Here is a 17565-nt window from a genome sequence, read left to right on the forward strand (position 1 = left end):
GTTTACAAGCAATAGTAGGTCTGACGCAAAGATTGTTCAAATCTTTGATTTGAGTACAATCGACTGTGGAAATCTCACACTTTTGCTTTAGCAAAAGTAAATGTATCGTAGATACATACAACAAAAACTTCATTTACAAAAAGAACTTAAAAAAATTTTCATACTACTAGTATATGATTAAATAATTTTTATATAAGTCCTTTGCAGGACTTACTATTATTTGAAAGCAAATAATAGTAGTGAGATCTCTCGACTACGCTCGAGATGACGTGTTGGGAGACTTTCTATTCAAAGTATTATGACGTGAATTATCTTGCTTTATATATACAACAAGTTTGTCAGACCTACTTTTGTTTACTTGCAAACAAAAGTTAGGGCTAGATTCACTTCGACCGAGATGATGTGTTAAGTGCTTTTCTTTGCAAAAAATCTGACGTAAAATGTATTGTAAAACGACAAAAAAGAGAGCTTATGCCCTCTTTTTTATTACCTATTTATTTCTTTTCTTTCTAGAAATTTGTAGAAGTCCAAGACTCACTCCAGCCATTGCAACATATCCAAAGATTTGTGTTCCCACTGCTGTTTTTGGAATTCTAGGTTTCTTTGGAATTTCCTTATTAGTAATTACAAAGCCGTCTTTTGCATTTCCTTCTATCTTGCTTTCGTAACCTTCAATCGCTACTTCTTTTACTGTATAAGTTATTTCTTTTCCATTGTCATCATATACAGGTAAATCTTTGAATGTATGTTTCCAAGAATTTGCTTCATTCAATTTAGCTGTTTGAACTTCTTTTCCATTTGCTAAAAGTTGTACTTCAATTTCTTTTAATACCTTTCCAATCCATTTCTTTTCAACTGGAACTTGTGTTTTTTCTACATTCCTATTTGTAATTACAAAGCCGTCTTTTGCATTTCCTTCTATCTTGCTTTCATATCCTTCAATTGCTACTTCTTTTACTGTATAAGTTATTTCTTTTCCGTTTTCGTCATATACAGGTAGGTCTTTGAATGTATGCTTCCAAGAATTTGCTTCGTTTAATTTAGCTGATTGAACTTCTTGTCCATTTGCTAATAATTTAACTTCAATTTCATTTACAGCTTTTCCTATCCATTTCTTTTCAACTGGAACTTCTGTCTTTGCTAAATTCTTATTTGTAATTACAAAGCCGTCTTTTGCGTTTCCTTCTATCTTGCTTTCATATCCTTCTACTTTTGTTTCCTTAACTGTATATTCTATTTCTTTTCCGTTGTCATCATATACAGGTAAGTCTTTGAATGTATGTTTCCAAGAATTTGCTTCGTTTAATTTAGCTGTTTGTACTTCTTTTCCATTTGCTAAAAGTTTTACTTCAATTTCGTTTACAGCTTTTCCCAGCCATTTCTTTTCAACTGGAACTTCTGTCTTTGCTAAATTCTTATTTGTAATTACAAAGCCGTCTTTTGCATTTCCTTCTATCTTGCTTTCGTAACCTTCAATTGCTACTTCTTTTACTGTATAAGTTATTTCTTTTCCGTTTTCGTCATATTTTGGCAAGTTTTTGAATGTATGTTTCCAAGAATTTGCTTCGTTCAATTTAACTGTTTGAACTTCTTTTCCATTTGCTAAAAGTTTTACTTCTACTTCTTTTAACGCCTTTCCTAGCCATTTCTTTTCTACAGGAATTTCAGTTTTTTCAACATTCTTATTTGTGATTACAAAACCGTCTTTTGCATTTCCTTCTACCTTGCTTTCGTAACCTTCTACTTTTGCTTCTTTGATTGTATAAACTATTTCTTTTCCATTTTTGTATTTATCAAGGTTTGTAAATTTACCTTTCCAATTTTCACTTTTCTTTAAAGTTAAAGTTTTTCCGGTATCTACACCATCGGCAAATAATTTTACAGTTACTTGTTCAACACTTTGTGGTCCAATCCATTTCTTTTCTACAGGAATTTCAGTTTTTTCAACATTATGTTTGTTTTTGATTATATATCCTAGAGCTCCGTCTACCTGTCCTGCAATTATTTCAGTATCATATCCTTCTACTACTGTTTCTTCCTTAACAGTGTACTTGATTTCATTTCCTTGAGCGTTATACTTGTCAAGGTCTGTAAATTCGCCTTTCCAATTATTTTGTTCGTTCAATTTTAATACCTTAGTTGTAGGAATTCCGTCTTGCAATAATCTTACAACTATTTCTTTAACTCTCTTACCGTCTTGGTTATTATTATCTTCCCATTTCTTTTCTACAGGAATTTTTACTTTTTCGTTATTTTTGTTCGTAATTGTAAAGTCGTTCTTTGAATTTTCTTTTATTTCTGTATCATATCCGTTGATTTTTTCTTCTTCAACAGTATATTTAATTTCAGTTTTTCCGTCATCTTTATATTTATTTAAGTTAGTAAATGTGTGCTTCCAATTATTTTGTTCATTTAAAGTAACTTCATCAACTTTTTTACCGTCAGCTAATAAATTAACTTTAACACTTGAAAGTTTCTTTCCAATCCAAGTTTTCTTAACTTTTACTTCAGTTTTTTCTCTTTTATTAGTTACTGTTTTTATTATGGCTACATCATCTTTCACTTCAACATTAATTATTTCGTCGCTTTTTATCCAACCTGAAGGAGCTTGGATTTCTTTAATTTCATAAGTTCCTTTAACTAATTTATCAGAAACTGCTTCTCCTTTTTCGTCAGTTACCAATTCAAAAGTTTCATTTGTTTTCTTGTTGGTAATTTTAAATTTCGCACCTTTTAAAAGTAATTGATTATTTTCAGAGTCAACTTTAATAATCTTTATCTTACCAAGTAAATCGCCTTCAATAGTTCCATTTGAAATTGCACTTTTGTATCTACTCCATACCTCTTTACTTTCGCCCTGTGAAAACATCTTTAATCTGTTTTTTATCACAATATTAGGCTTATAAGTTGATTTATATTTTAACATATATTGATCGTCATTATTAACATTCCCAAGTACAAATCTAAATTTTGTTCCATTTTCAGAAAATTGAACTTCATTTCCAATATTTTTCTCAGATATAATTTGTGTTATATTTCCATATTTGTCAAATTTAACCTTTTGAAGTACAAAACTATCCTTTATATAACGAAGTCCATTAAAATCACCTTTTTCAACTGTTAATTTATCTTCAAATACAACATTATTAAAACTTTTACCATTTACATTAAAACGAACATTCCATCTTACCTCATTAGCATTTTTATCTACTCTGCTAGGCCATTTAGTTAAAATTTCGTCTATTTCTCCCGGCTTTTCTATATCAATGTCTTTAGGAATTTTTTTACCGTTAATCTCTATTTCTAGTTTATTTTTTTCTCCTGCCTTTATTTTACTATAATTAAACGAAGATGCCATAGAAACTTTACCTTTTACATTGTAAAGATTTTCAACTTTTTCGTTTAGAGTTACTCTTAAAGTACCTCCGCCTTCTTTTTTAACATCAATATGTCCCTGACCATAAACGGTTTTTCCATCTATTCCATAGATTGGAAAATTAACTGCATCAGAATCTTCTATAAATCTAAATTTATCTGGCAGTTTAACTTCAAAATAATCACCCTTTTTTAAAGTGTTTTTATACTTTTGAGCATTCCATTCTAAATTAACTTTAAATCTGCTCCAACTATAGAATTTGTTTAATTCTTGCCCTTGACCATTTGTAATTGTAAATTTTGTAATATTTACATCAGGTGAAATATTTTTACCTCTTTCTTCTGCCGAAACTCTGAAAGCAGGTAATAAAGCGCTTAACACCATAAGCACGCTCAACATAATACAATAAAACCTTTTTTTCATTGTACTCCTCCTCATAGAATAATAATTAATATTTTACTTATTTTTAAAAATAAAATCCTATTTATTTTCAAAAATACATAGTTATTAGAAGCCTCCTAACTAATAACCTAATTTAAATAAATTTCAAAAAACGAACGAAACAATATTTAATTGATACAATAACAATGATACCATTTTTATATTTTTAGGTCAAATGTATTAAATATATATTTAAATTACTATCGTGTAAAGTGAATAAAGTATATTATGATTCTTTAGAAGATTTTTCTATAGTTGATATGACATATTAGGAGCTTTTCTTCGTCAACTGCTATGACGTGAATTATTTCATTTTCTATACAATGTTTAAATATCTTTAGATATTTATTAGCTTTCGAAATAACAACTCACTCTTCCTCGATGTTTTCATGTGGGCTCCTGAGGACATTGTTACTTCGCAATAAAAAAGCATACTCAAGTAAAAACACATCGAGTATGCTTTTTTATTTTAAAATATTTTTAGAATTTTTTTCTGCTTCCAGGTTTTACAAGTTCAATTTTTCCTTCTTTACAAAGAGGGCAATCATCTTTTTCAAATGCTTGAACATTTAATGAAATTGCCGGGAAAAGTGGATATTCTATGTTAGATTTTCCATTTGTTCTATCAACTATTGAAGCAATTCCAACAATATTTGCTCCATGTTCTTTTAGTACTTTTATTGTTTCTAATGAAGATTTTCCTGTTGTAACAACATCTTCAACTACAAGTACATTTTCTCCCTCATTTATGAAAAATCCTCTTCTTAAAGTCATCATTTCATTTTCTCTTTCTGTGAACATCGCTCTTACTCCCAAGGCTCTTCCCAATTCGTAAGCAATTACAATTCCACCCATTGCAGGTCCAACTACTGCATCAACTTTTACATTTGCATCTTCAAGTTTTTTCTTGATTACCTTACAAACTTCTTCAGCTTTTTCTGGATACATCAAAAGTTTTGCACATTGAACATATTTGTCGCTATGTTTTCCTGATGATAATAAGAAATGTCCTTCTAATAACGCTTCACTTTCTTTTAATAATTCCAATACTCTTTGTTCCATATTTACCTCCTAAATAATTCCTCTAATTTCTTCTAAATTTTTTATATTTTGTTCTTTACAGAATTTTTCCATTCCTTCAATTATATCAATCATTACTCTCGGATTGATAAAGTTTGCCGTTCCGACTTGAATTGCAGTTGCTCCTGCCATAATAAATTCAATTGCGTCTTGCCAATTCATTATTCCACCCATTCCAATAATCGGAACATCTACAACCGAAGCAACATCTCTTACCATTCTAAGAGCTATCGGTTTTATACAAGCTCCTGAAAGTCCTGCCGTTACATTGTCAAAAACTGCTTTTCTATTATAAATATCTATTGCCAAAGCATTAAATGTATTTACAAGTGAAAGACAATCCGCTCCCGCTTCAACACAAGTTTTTGCCATTTCTTTTATATTTTCAGCATTTGGAGATAATTTTACCATAAGAATTTTATCGGTGTTTTCTCTAACTTTTCTTACAATTCCCTCTGCAATGTCGCATTTTATTCCAAAAGCCATTCCGCCTGATTTTACATTCGGACAGGAAATATTTAATTCAATTATTTTTATATTTGTATTATTAATAAGTTCAATGGATTTTAAATAATCCTCTAATTGTGAACCTCCAATGTTTGCTAAAATCTGTGTATCAAAACTTTCCATAAAAGGCAAATCTTCTTCAATAAAAGTCGGTACTGACGGATTTTGAAGTCCGATACTGTTCATTATTCCCGCAGGTGTTTCGTAAATTCTAATTCCGGTATTTCCGTCCTTACCTGCAAAAGTAAGTCCCTTTGTAGAAATCCCTCCAATTCTATTTAAGTCGATATATTCAGCATATTCTCTGCCGAAGCCGAAGGTTCCGGACGCTCCGATAACCGGGTTTTTAAATTTTACTCCACAAATATCTACTTCCAACATTAAAAATTCACCTCCTTAACTTCAAATATAGGTCCTTCCTTGCAAATTCTTTTCATTCCGTTTTTAGTTTTACAACTACAAGCAAGACAAGCTCCTATTCCACAACCCATTCTACTCTCTAAAGAAACATAGACAGGTATGTCAAAGCCTAATTTTTTTACAGAATTCATCATTGGATTAGGACCGCAACAATAAATTACATCATAATCATCTTTTATTATTTCAGTTATGAATCCCTTATGTCCTACACTTCCTGTATTAGTTGCGATATATGTATTTTTTGTAAAATCCTTAAATTCTTCAGTAAAATATATTTCGTCTCTAAAGCCTGCATATAAATCGACATCCGCTTCCAATTTCTTTGCAAGATATAGCATTGGTGCAATTCCAATTCCCCCTGCAACAAGTGCGACTTTTTTACCCTTATATTCATCAATCGGAAATCCGTTACCAAGTGGTCCTAAAATTTCTATGCTATCTCCAACTTTCTTTTCGGACATAATCTTTGTTCCTTTTCCAACAACTGCATAAAGAAAAGTTAATTTATTGTCCTCCATATCGCAGATGCTTATCGGACGGGGAAGCATAGTCCCGTCCTCAAAGCATTTAACCATATAAAATTGACCAACTTTAGCTTTAAATTCTCCATTGACATCCATTTTGTAAATGCCTTCAGAGATTTTTTCATTTAAAATTATTTCAACTTTTTCGTATGATTTATTCTCCATAAATATCCTTCCTCATATTCAAAACAGCTTCTCTAGTATAATGAGCAAATTTTTCTTCGCCGTCTTCAAATTTTTGATAATATTTTATAATTCCTCTTGAAGAGTTTACAACTCCACCGTTAAAGTCATTCAAGTAAGTTCTGATGTCTTCTGCTTTTGCACCTTGTGCTCCATATCCCGGTAATAAGAAGAAAATATTTTTATATCTTTCTCTTATTTTTTTAGCTTCTTCGCTATGAGTTGCCCCTACAACAAATCCCAAAGGAGAATATCCACATTCAGAAGTCAATTCATCAGCAAATTTTTTAAGTTCATCTCCAACTTTAAAATAAAGAGCCTCGCCGTTATAGTCAAGACATTCAATGTCCTTTGCTCCCTCATTTGAAGTTCTAAGCAATACGAAAACTCCCTTTTCTCCTGTTTTAAAATAATCTAAATAAGGTGTGATACTGTCCATTCCCATATATGGATTAAGAGTTATAAAGTCCGCTTCAAACTCTCCTTTAAAATGTGCCTTTGCATATTCCTTTGCAGTACTTGCAATATCTCCTCTTTTAACATCTCCAATACTTAAAAGTCCCTTTTCTTTAAGATATCTTAAAGTTCTTTGATAAGCAATAAGACCTTCAAGTCCGTTAGCTTCATAATATGCTATTTGTGGTTTGTAGATTGCTACAATATCACTTGTCGCATCAATTATTGTCTTATTATATTCAAAAATTACATCTGAAATTTTTTCGTGTTTCTGTTTAATATAATTTGGAATATAATCTAAATGGCTGTCAAGTCCAATACAAACAAATCCTTTTTCTTTTACTGCTTCATATAATCTATCTACTATCATTAAAATTCTCCTTTATACTTAATTTCTCCTGCTTTAATTGTCATAAGCACTTCTCCGTAAAGTTCCATTTTATCAAAAGGTGTATTTTTTGCTTTTGATGCAAATTTACTTGAATCTACAACAATTTTTTTATCAGTATCAACTATAACCAAATCTGCAAAATATCCCTCTTTTAAAAGACCTTTTTTAATTCCCATTAAATTAGCTCCACCATAGGACATTACCTTTGACAAAGTTCTTATGTCGATGTTCTTCTCTTTAACCAATTTTGTATTACAAATCGCAAAGGCAGTTTCAAGTCCAACAAGTCCCGGACTTCCATTTGCCTTATCCTCTGCAGTATGTGGTGCATGATCAGTTGCAATCGCATCAACAGTTCCATCCAAAATTCCATCTATTAGAGCATCAACGTCAGCTTTTGTTCTTATCGGCGGATTTACTCTGTAGGAATTATCCCAAAGTGCAATATGATGTGGAGTTGCTTCGCAAGTAACCTTTACTCCCTCTTTTTTCCCACGTCTTACAGCTTCCAAAGAGTCGATTGTACTGACGTGGCAAAGATGAATTCTTCCATCCAATCTCTTTGCAAGATAAACATCTCTTAAAGTCATAAGGTCTTCTGCTATTCTATAATCAATTGGAGAAAGTTCACTTTCTGCATGTATCATTATGATTTTATCGTATTTTTTCGCCTCTAGAATCGCTCTGTACATTGTAGTTTCAGAAAGCACACCCTTACCGTCATCGGATAAAAATTTTGCATTTTCAAATTTTGAATAGTCAACCAAATTTTTTCCGTCAAAATTTTTAGTAACTGCAACTATTTGATTTATATCTACTAAATCCAATTCCTTTGCTCTCTTCATTATATCATTATAAGTTTTTAAATCACTACAAATCGGTTTTGTATTTGCCATTGTATTTACAGTTGTATATCCACCTCTTAAAGCTGAAAGTGAGCCTGTTTTTAAATCTTCCTTATAAGTAAAACCCGGATCTCTAAAATGCACATGCAAATCTACAAATGCAGGCATAACAGTCTTTCCCTTTGCATCTATAATTTCATAACTATCATCAAAACTCAAATTTTCGCCAATCTCTACAATCTTTCCATCTTCAATCTTTATCTCTCCAACTTTATTTATATTTTTATCCACCAAGATTGCATTTTTAACTATTTTTTTCATTATGTCCTCCACAAGAATACAAATTATCACAGTAATTACATCTATAAATTCCCTTTTCTCTATTAACTAATATAAATTTATTTGGAACATTTTCGTGGCAAGTTATGCAACGTGGATTTTTACATTTTATAAAACCCTCTACTTTTTCCGGTAAAATCATTGAAAGTTTTTCCTTGATTTTTTCGTTTTCTATGATGTTTACAGTCAAATCTTTATCGATTAAACCTAAAATCGCAAGGTCAATATCCATAACATTTTCAATCTTTATCATGTCTTTTTTGCCATATTTTTTAGAATCTGCATTCATTATAAGTGCAACTGTAAAATCTGCACTATCTAATTCTAAAAGTTTAAAAATTTCATATCCAAGACCCGGTTTAATATGGTCTATTACAATTCCATTTGAAATACTATTAATATTTAACATTATTTTACCTCCAATAATTTTAAGATTAATGCCATTCTGATTATCATACCGAATTTAACTTGATTAAAATACTTTGCTCTAGGATCTTCATCAACTTCTGTCGCAATTTCATTTACTCTTGGCAATGGGTGAAGAATTATCATATCATCCTTTGCTGTTTTCATCTTCTTATTATCTAAAATGTAAGTATCTTTAAGCCTTACATAATCAGCCTCATTGAAAAATCTTTCCCTTTGAACTCTTGTCATATATAGAATATCAAGTTTATCCATAACTTCTTCAATTGTTCTAACTTCAATAAACTCAACATTGTGGTCGTTTAGATACATCTTGATATATTCAGGAATAACAAGCTCAACAGGTGAAATAAAGATAAATTTATTTCCCTTAAACTTTGAAAGTGTCTTAACAAGTGAATGAACAGTTCTTCCGAATTTTAAGTCCCCACAAAGACCGATAGTCATATTTTTCAAAGTTTTCTTATATTGAGAAATTGTAAGTAAATCTGTAAGAGTTTGAGTTGGATGTTGATGTCCACCGTCTCCCGCATTAATAAAAGGAACAAGTGTAACTTCTTTTGCAAGCTCTGCTGAACCCTCGTGCGGATGACGCATAGCTATTATATCTGAATAACAACCAACTGTTCTTATTGTATCTTGTAGGCTTTCCCCTTTAGTTGCTGATGAAACTTTTGGATCCGGAACAGTTATACAACTTCCACCAAGTCTAAGCATAGCCGCTTCAAAACTCAATCTTGTTCTTGTTGACGGTTCAAAGAACAATGATGCTAAAACTTTTCCCCTACATTTTTCTGAAAATTTTTCAGGATTATTATAAATCTCTGCTCCTAACTCCATAAGTTCAAGTAACTCTTCACAAGAAAAGTCCTCACTACTAACTAAATTTCTAAATTCTTTCATACAATCCCTCCTATTAAGTCATCTTGTCATAATCACAAAAAAAGGAAATAACTAAAAGTTATTTCCTAAAATTTAAAATATTAACGAAAAATATTGAATATAATTCCTTTACAAAGTCCTTAACAGCTTTAGTAAAAGGAGATTTTATAAACTTAAAAAAAATGCTAGAAATACATTTTTTAAAAAATGAATTCCTAGCCAAATTACTAAGTTTATTAAAAAGAGAAAATTTAAGAACAAAAACAGAAGAGTCAATTAAACAATTTTTATTGTTATTAAAAACCGACATTTTAACTATATTTGTCATAAATTTTACCTCCGTCAAATTTTCTTTGATTATTATACAACAATAGAATTATAAAGTCAATAGATTTACAAAAGTTTCACAAAAAAACTCCACCTTTTTGGTGGAGTATTTCTATTGCGAAGCAACAAGGTTCCCGGGTACCCTCCCGATGCGAAGCATCGTGGAAGGGTGGGGTTCTTATTTATTCAATAAGTCCGGTTTAAATGTCGGAACCATATCTTTTAAGATATCTGTAATTTCTTTTTTATCCAGAGTGTTTTTAACTTTATCAAGTCTTTCAAGTCCGTCTTTTAGTGCTTCTACATTGTGAACTATCGGTTTTTCTATAAATATTTTTTCGTAATCAGTTGCTACTGAATTTTCCATATTTAATAGTAATTCTTCATAAAGTTTTTCGCCCGGTCTAAGTCCTGTAATCTTAATGTCTATATCCTTATAAGGTTCATAGCCAGAAAGTCTAATAAGATTCTTTGCCAAGTCAAGAATTTTAACCGGTTCACCCATATCGAGTATAAAGATTTCTCCTCCTTTGGCGATTGCTCCTGCTTGTAATACAAGTTGGCAAGCTTCAGGGATTGTCATAAAGTATCTTATTATGTCTTCATGAGTAACTGTAACAGGTCCACCCTCTTTAATTTGATTGATGAAAAGTGGAATTACAGATCCGTTTGAACCTAAAACATTTCCGAATCTAACTGCAACAAATTCAGTTTTGGATTTTTCGTTAAATGTTTGAACTAACATTTCACAAATTCTCTTTGTAGTTCCCATTACAGATGTCGGATTTACAGCCTTATCTGTTGAAATTAAAACAAATCTTGAAACGCCATGCTTATCACAGGCTCTTAGAACATTTAATGTTCCAAAAACATTGTTTTTAATTGCAGAAGTTGAGCTGTTTTCCATAAGTGGAACATGTTTGTGTGCAGCTGCGTGAAATACTACATCCGGTTTATATTTTCCAAAGATAATATCCATTCTTACTGCATCCCTTATTGATTCAATTTCTACAACTAAATCCAAGTCCTTATAATGTCTTACAAGTTCCATTTGAATTTCATAAGCATTATTTTCGTAGATGTCTAAAATTATCAATCTTTTTGGACTGAATTTCGCTATTTGTCTGCAAAGCTCGGAGCCGATTGAACCGCCTCCGCCTGTTACTAAGACCGTTTTATTTTTCAAGAAATCATTTAGCACTTCCTGATCCAATTTAACTTCATCACGTCCAAGTAAATCTCCAATTTCAACATCTCTTAAATCTCTTATATTTAATTTTTGATCATCAATTAATTCATACATTCCGGGAATTATTTTAATCTTCATGGAAAGTTTTGAACAAATATCCGAAATGTCTTGTTGAATTTCTCTATTTGCTGAAGGCATTGCCAAAATAACTTCATCTATCCTAAACTCACTAATAGCTGAAATTATTTTTTCTTTTCCACCAATAACCGGAATTCCTAAAATTTCCGTTCCTACCTTATTTTTATCATCGTCGATAAAAGCTACAACCTTATAACCTAGTTCCTTATGTTTTCTAAGTTCATTAAGTACTAAAACGCCGGCATCTCCGGCTCCAATGATTAAAACTCTTTTAAGTTTCTCAACAGGAATTGAAAAAACCAAATTTTTTCTAGCCTTTGAAAGATATCTAGTACCTGTAACAAAAAACATATCAATTACAAACACAAGTGCTATAACGCTTCTTGGAAATCCTACATTCATCGAAATTAAAAATATTCCTGTTAGAACATTTGCAATAACTATTGCCATAAAAATTCTAAACAATTCTTTAAAATCGGCATATCTCCACATTATTCTATATAAGCCGAACAGAGCGAAAACCACAATTTTAATTAACACTATAGGCACTATCCATCTCATATACATATGCCAATAACTTGTAGGAATATGCCAATCAAACTTTAATAAAAAGCCCAAATAGTAACAAAGATTTATAACTATAATATCCAATATTATTAAAAATATTTTTCTGGCCATTATTATTCTCCCATTTTAAACTCTGAAGATACCAATTTTTTCAAGTATTCTTTTATAGCATTTTGATTTGATTCATCCTTCAACCCATATTCGATACTTGCAATCAAGACTCCAAGTTTATTTCCGACGTCATAAGTTTTTCCGTCGAACTTGTAGCCTAATAAATCTCCTTTTAAAGTTAATTCATTTAAGGAGTCTGTAAATTGTATTTCTCCATTTTTCCCCGCTTTTTGATTTTCCAGAATTTCAAAGATTTCATTTTTAACAATGTATCTTCCGACCATTGCCAAATTTGAATTCGTTTCATCAATATTCGGTTTTTCTATAAGTCTGGTTGAGTCAAAAATATTCTTTTCTATTTCTTTGCCTTCCAAAATGCCGTAATTATGCCTTTTTTCATCAGGCACAATTTCAACACCTACCACTGTTTTTCCGTATCTGTTATAAATATCGACAAGCTCTTTTGTACAAGAACTGTCTTTACAGTCAATTATAACATCACCCAAAACAACGCAGAAATCTTCGCCATTCACAGCTTCTTTTGCACAAAGAATCGCATGACCCAATCCTTTTTGTTCTTTTTGAATTATAAAACTTATCTTACATTTTAATATCTTTTCCAAAGTTTCAATGTCTTTTTTCAAAACATTATTAGAATTTTTAACTCTTAAGTCAATTTCAGAGTTAAAATGTTTATCGATAGTAAAATAATCTTCGTTTACAATGAGAATTACCTCATCAATTCCCGCTTCTACAACTTCTTCAATAACATATTGCAAAGTCGGTTTGTCAAAAATCGGCAACATTGCCTTTGGAACACCCTTTGTTGCAGGGAACATTCTAGTTGCAAGTCCGGCAGTCGGAATCACGACTTTTTTTATCTTCATAATTACACCAATGCCTTTAAATTTTCAATTATATAATCAACTTGTTCATCTGTCAATAAAGTATGAAGCGGTAAAGTAATTTCTGACTTATAATTATCAAAAGCATTCGGATAATCTTTAATATCAAAGCCTAAATTCTTATAAGCTGTATGCATAGGTAATGGCTTATAATGAACATTTGTAGCAATTCCTCTTTCAGCCATTTTTACAATTATTTCATTTCTATCTTCTTCACTTGCACCCTCAATATTTACAATATAAAGATGACAACAAGATTTTCTATCTTCTTCAAAGTGAATAAAAGGCTTTATTCTTGTTCCTTCAAATCCTTTATTATATCTTTCCACAATTTCAAAACGTCTTTTCAAAAGACTTGGATATCTCTTTAACTGAGCTAAACCAATACCTGAAGCAATATCAGTTAAATTGCATTTGTAATTAGGAGCAACAATATCATACTCCCAGGAACCTAGTTTCGTCTTTGAAAGTGCGTCCTTTGACTGTCCATGTAAAGATAAAAGTTGAAATTCTCTATAAATTTCATCATCATTTAAACCTAAATTTCTATTCCAAGTAACTGAGCCACCCTCAGCAACAGTAAAGTTCTTAACTGCATGGAAAGAGAAACAAGTAAAGTCTGCAATACTTCCACTTGGTTTTCCCTTATACACAGCTCCAAGTGAATGAGCTGCATCGGCCATAACTATAACTCTACCGATTTTTTCCTGTAATTTATTATTAGGCTTAAACAAAGATTTCTTTCTTTCTACAATTTCAAAAATCTCGTCATATTTACAAGGCTTTCCTGCCAAATCAACCGGAATAATTACCTTTGTCTTTTCTGTAATAGCATTTTCTAAAGCATCTAAGTCCATAAACTTATCTTCTTTATTACAATCAACTAAGACAATCTTTGCTCCAACATGATGAATAACACTTGCAGATGCAGTATAAGTATATGCACAAGTTATAACCTCATCTCCGGCTCCCACTCCAAGTAACCTTAAAGTAAGCTCCATTGCTGCTGTTGCAGAATTTAAACAAACAGTTTTATCTGTATTTGTAAAAACAGAAAGCTCTTGTTCCAATCTTTTTGTTTTCGGACCGGTTGTTATCCAACCAGACTTCAAAGTATCAACAACTTCATCAATCTCTAATTGGCTAATATCCGGCGGAGAAAATTCTATTCTCATATAATCACTATCCTATCTATTATTATTGTTATTGCTGTTGTTATTATTGTTATTGTTTTTATCATCTTTATCTTTAGTAACATCAGCACTTTCATCACTTTTGTCCAAACTTGGTTTCTTCTTTTTATCAATAACGGCGCCTTTACCGGCTTTGATATTCTTGATTAAAGATTCCTTATCTTCTTCATCAACAACCAAATACTCCACATTTTCAACTTTTTCTTCATTTTTTTTGTCGTCTATAACAACTTTTCCAGTATGGAATTTTTGACAACCCACAAAAGAAAGACAAACTAAACAAATTGCAATTAAATTTCTTTTTTTCATAATGAACTCCTATTCACTATCCTTTTCAACCATAGGTTTCATTGTTGGGAAAAGTAAAACATCTCTTATAGTATCTTGATTTGTCAAATACATAATAAGTCTGTCAATTCCTATTCCCATACCACCTGTTGGTGGAAGACCTATCTCAAGCGCATTGATGAAATCATAATCCATCATTTGTGCCTCATCATCTCCGTTTTCTCTGGCTTCAACTTGTTTTAAAAATCTTTGTTTTTGATCTATCGCATCATTCAATTCACTAAAAGCATTTGCAATTTCTCCACAATTTACAAAAGCCTCAAATCTTTGAGTATATCTCTTGTCTTTAGGATCTCTTTTAGCAAGCGGACTGATTTCAACAGGATGCTTAGTAACGAAAGTAGGTTGAACCATATATTCTTCACAAAATTCTTCAAAGAATAGAGAAATAATTTCTCCCCTTGTAGTATGTTCAGTTATTTCTATTTTCTTTTCAATAGCAATCTTTCTTGCTTCTTCATCAGTTAAAATAGTTTCAAAATCAACTCCTGCATACTCTTTTACAGCGTCAACCATTGAAATTCTTCTCCAAGGCGGTTTAAAGTCAATAACTTTACCCTGTAACTCAACTTCAGACTTTCCAACAACTTCCATACAAACAGTATAAACCATTTCTTCACAAAGTTTCATCATTTCTTCATAATCAACATAGGCTTGATACAATTCAATCGCAGTATATTCAGGATTGTGAAGTTTATCCATACCTTCATTTCTGAACATTCTACCCATTTCATAAACTTTATCGAAACCGCCTACAATCAATCTCTTTAAATATAATTCATTAGCAATTCTAAGATACATATCAATATCTAAAGTATTGTGATGAGTTATAAAAGGTCTTGCATTCGCTCCACCGGGAATTGTATTTAAAATTGGAGTTTCAACTTCCAAAAATCCTCTGCTGTCAAGATATTTTCTAATAGAAGAAATAATTTTACTTCTCATAACAAAAACATCTTTAATTTCAGGATTTACGATTAAATCTACATATCTTTGTCTATATCTTAAGTCAACATCCTTTAAGCCGTGAAATTTTTCCGGTAAAAGCTGTAAAGATTTTGTAAGCAAAACAACCTTTGAACTTCTTATTGATATTTCTCCTGCATGAGTTGTGAAAACTTCACCTTCAACCCCTACAATATCTCCAATATCCAAAGTCTTAACTTCTTCATAGCTTTCGCCTAAAACGTCAAGTTTATTAAAAAGTTGAATCTTTCCGGAAAAATCTTGCAAATCCATAAAACAAACTTTACCATGTCCTCTTTTAGTTCTAATACGACCGGCAAGTCTTACAACTTTTCCCTCATAATTTTCATAATTATCCTTTATCTCTTTTGCATAAATTGTTCCTTCAAACTTCTCTATTTCATGTGGATCTTTACCTGAATCAACTAATTCCTGTAATTTTTGTCTTCTAACCAATAGCATTTCATTCAAATTTTGTTCTTCCACTATACCACCTCTTAATTTCTCTTTATATTTTGTATCTTGTATTCTGCAACATTTCCGTTCGGTAATTGTACTTGAACTTTATTTCCTTTTTTCTTTCCTAAAATAGCTTTACCAACAGGTGATTCATTTGAAATTTTTCCTTCAAGAGGATTACTTTCAGCAGAACCTACAATTGTATATTCAAGCTTTTTCTTACTTTCAACTTGAACTAAAGTAACAGTAGCTCCCACATTAACAGTTTTTGTATCCAGCTCAACTTCATCTATTATCTTTGCATTTGCAATCATATTATCAAGTTTAACAATTTTTTCTTCTATCTGGGCTTGTTCATTTTTAGCTTCATCATATTCGGAATTTTCAGAAAGATCTCCAAAATCTCTTGCAATTTTTATTTTCTCTGCAATCTCTTTTCTCTTAACGGTTTTTAATTCTTCTAATTCTAATTCTAATTTTTTTAACCCTTCAGCAGTTAAAAATATTTCTTTTTCATCCATAATATCTCTCCTTAAAAATTTACAATACTATTCGTATAATTATACTAAATACGAAAAAAAAAGTCAATTCAACAACAGAAATTATATAAGTTTTGTTACAAAATTTTACAAGAGAAAACATTTGACTAAAGTATAATTTTATGATATAATGAATTTATAAGAGTATTAGTGTTGTACATCGTTTAGTTGGTGTAGTGTTATGTTTTTAGTTAAATAATTTTAATAGGGAGGATGTTATGACTAAACTAAAAAAATTTGTTAGTTTATTATTAGTTTCTTTGCTACTGTGTTCTTGTGCATCTTCAGGTATATTGAAAAAGATTGAAAATAAGGTTTTTGATGGAGACGGCAGAGCACAATTAGTTATAGTAAAGGAAAAATTTAAGTCTCCAAAACTTATGTTTCATGGCCCAAGTCTAATTAAACCTAATACAAATCCGGAAGAAATTGAAAAAAATAGAGACAAATATGAAAAAAGTAAAAACAAAGAGTATTCCGATGTAAAAATCGAAGAAAGAGATGGCAAAAAATATATTATTGCCAAAGATTTTAAATATAAGCTAGTTGTTGTAGATGAAAATACAATTTTAGACGAAGAAGATAATGTAAATTATAGATGCTTATCGGATTTATATAAAGACAGTAAAAAATAAGAATTGACTAAACTCCACTTTCGTGGAGTTTTTTGTTTATATTATTTTTGAATTTTATTTATTTTTAACGTCTAGCTACTAATCAAAGATACTTCTTTTATACGTCATCTCGAGCGAAACGTAACAGAGCGGAGTGCAGTCGAAAGATCTCATAGATTTGCTTATTTACAAGCAAATATAAATGTATCGCAGATACATAAAATATGAAACTTTCATACTAAATAGGACTTTGAGAGATTTGCATAATAATTTTATCTAATTATTTTTTATTTCTTTCAGAAATACTATTGCTTGCCAGCAAGCAATAGTTGAGATTTC

The 17565-nt window shown here is 30.9% G+C and carries 16 protein-coding genes; 1 reads left to right on the forward strand and 15 read right to left on the reverse strand.

All coding sequences use genetic code 11. From position 1 onward, the window contains the following. Nucleotides 1-490: 490 nt before the first annotated feature. The 15 genes from VJI94_RS07540 to greA form a co-directional block, all read right to left on the reverse strand. Nucleotides 491-3799 carry a Cna B-type domain-containing protein gene (locus tag VJI94_RS07540; protein WP_324008900.1) on the reverse strand — a complete coding sequence of 1103 codons (3309 nt, stop codon included), beginning with the start codon at nt 3797-3799 and terminating at the stop codon, nt 491-493. A gap of 498 nt (nt 3800-4297) precedes the next feature. Next, a complete protein-coding gene (gene pyrE / locus VJI94_RS07545; protein WP_248109640.1) occupies nt 4298-4879 on the reverse strand; it encodes an orotate phosphoribosyltransferase in 582 nt (193 codons plus the stop codon). A gap of 9 nt (nt 4880-4888) precedes the next feature. Beyond that, the gene (locus VJI94_RS07550; RefSeq protein ID WP_248109638.1) at nt 4889-5785 is read right to left on the reverse strand and encodes a dihydroorotate dehydrogenase; all 897 of its coding nucleotides are present in this window, start codon (nt 5783-5785) and stop codon (nt 4889-4891) included. Then, nucleotides 5785-6513 carry a dihydroorotate dehydrogenase electron transfer subunit gene (locus tag VJI94_RS07555; RefSeq protein WP_324008901.1) on the reverse strand — a complete coding sequence of 243 codons (729 nt, stop codon included), beginning with the start codon at nt 6511-6513 and terminating at the stop codon, nt 5785-5787. The genes VJI94_RS07550 and VJI94_RS07555 overlap by 1 nt, the downstream gene beginning before the upstream one ends. Then, nucleotides 6503-7357 carry an orotidine-5'-phosphate decarboxylase gene (gene pyrF, locus VJI94_RS07560; RefSeq protein ID WP_324008902.1) on the reverse strand — a complete coding sequence of 285 codons (855 nt, stop codon included), beginning with the start codon at nt 7355-7357 and terminating at the stop codon, nt 6503-6505. The genes VJI94_RS07555 and pyrF overlap by 11 nt, the downstream gene beginning before the upstream one ends. Further along, nucleotides 7357-8544 (reverse strand): dihydroorotase, encoded by a 1188-nt coding sequence (locus VJI94_RS07565; RefSeq protein ID WP_324008903.1) that lies wholly within the window; start codon nt 8542-8544, stop codon nt 7357-7359. Before VJI94_RS07565 ends, pyrF begins: the two co-directional genes overlap by 1 nt. Continuing rightward, on the reverse strand, nt 8528-8971 hold the full coding sequence (locus VJI94_RS07570; RefSeq protein ID WP_029949439.1) for an aspartate carbamoyltransferase regulatory subunit: 444 nt from the start codon (nt 8969-8971) through the stop codon (nt 8528-8530). Before VJI94_RS07570 ends, VJI94_RS07565 begins: the two co-directional genes overlap by 17 nt. Beyond that, nucleotides 8971-9891, reverse strand: a complete 921-nt coding sequence (pyrB, locus tag VJI94_RS07575; RefSeq protein WP_324008904.1) for an aspartate carbamoyltransferase — start codon at nt 9889-9891, stop codon at nt 8971-8973. Before pyrB ends, VJI94_RS07570 begins: the two co-directional genes overlap by 1 nt. A gap of 58 nt (nt 9892-9949) precedes the next feature. After that, nucleotides 9950-10198 carry a hypothetical protein gene (locus VJI94_RS07580; RefSeq protein WP_324008905.1) on the reverse strand — a complete coding sequence of 83 codons (249 nt, stop codon included), beginning with the start codon at nt 10196-10198 and terminating at the stop codon, nt 9950-9952. Nucleotides 10199-10375: 177 nt separating this feature from the next. Continuing rightward, nucleotides 10376-12202, reverse strand: a complete 1827-nt coding sequence (locus VJI94_RS07585) for a nucleoside-diphosphate sugar epimerase/dehydratase (RefSeq protein ID WP_324008906.1) — start codon at nt 12200-12202, stop codon at nt 10376-10378. Nucleotides 12203-12204: 2 nt separating this feature from the next. After that, complete coding sequence (locus tag VJI94_RS07590) at nt 12205-13089, reverse strand: UTP--glucose-1-phosphate uridylyltransferase (RefSeq protein ID WP_004832561.1); 885 nt, start codon at nt 13087-13089, stop codon at nt 12205-12207. 2 nt (nt 13090-13091) lie between these two features. Further along, entirely contained in the window at nt 13092-14282 is a 1191-nt protein-coding gene (locus VJI94_RS07595; RefSeq protein ID WP_269752618.1) for a DegT/DnrJ/EryC1/StrS family aminotransferase, read from the reverse strand. A 12-nt stretch (nt 14283-14294) separates the two neighbouring features. After that, the gene (locus VJI94_RS07600; protein ID WP_004832559.1) at nt 14295-14609 is read right to left on the reverse strand and encodes a hypothetical protein; all 315 of its coding nucleotides are present in this window, start codon (nt 14607-14609) and stop codon (nt 14295-14297) included. 9 nt (nt 14610-14618) lie between these two features. Continuing rightward, nucleotides 14619-16076, reverse strand: coding sequence for a lysine--tRNA ligase (gene lysS, locus VJI94_RS07605; protein WP_269722676.1), 1458 nt, complete (start codon nt 16074-16076; stop codon nt 14619-14621). A 35-nt stretch (nt 16077-16111) separates the two neighbouring features. After that, a complete protein-coding gene (greA, locus tag VJI94_RS07610) occupies nt 16112-16594 on the reverse strand; it encodes a transcription elongation factor GreA (protein WP_324008907.1) in 483 nt (160 codons plus the stop codon). Nucleotides 16595-16830: 236 nt separating this feature from the next. Here greA and VJI94_RS07615 point away from each other — a divergent pair, with 236 nt between their 5' ends. After that, nucleotides 16831-17247, forward strand: a complete 417-nt coding sequence (locus tag VJI94_RS07615) for a hypothetical protein (protein ID WP_324008908.1) — start codon at nt 16831-16833, stop codon at nt 17245-17247. Nucleotides 17248-17565 lie beyond the last annotated feature (318 nt).

This window comes from Parvimonas sp. D9 (assembly GCF_035282565.1).
In the GTDB taxonomy this organism is placed as follows: Bacteria; Bacillota; Clostridia; order Tissierellales; family Peptoniphilaceae; genus Parvimonas; species Parvimonas micra.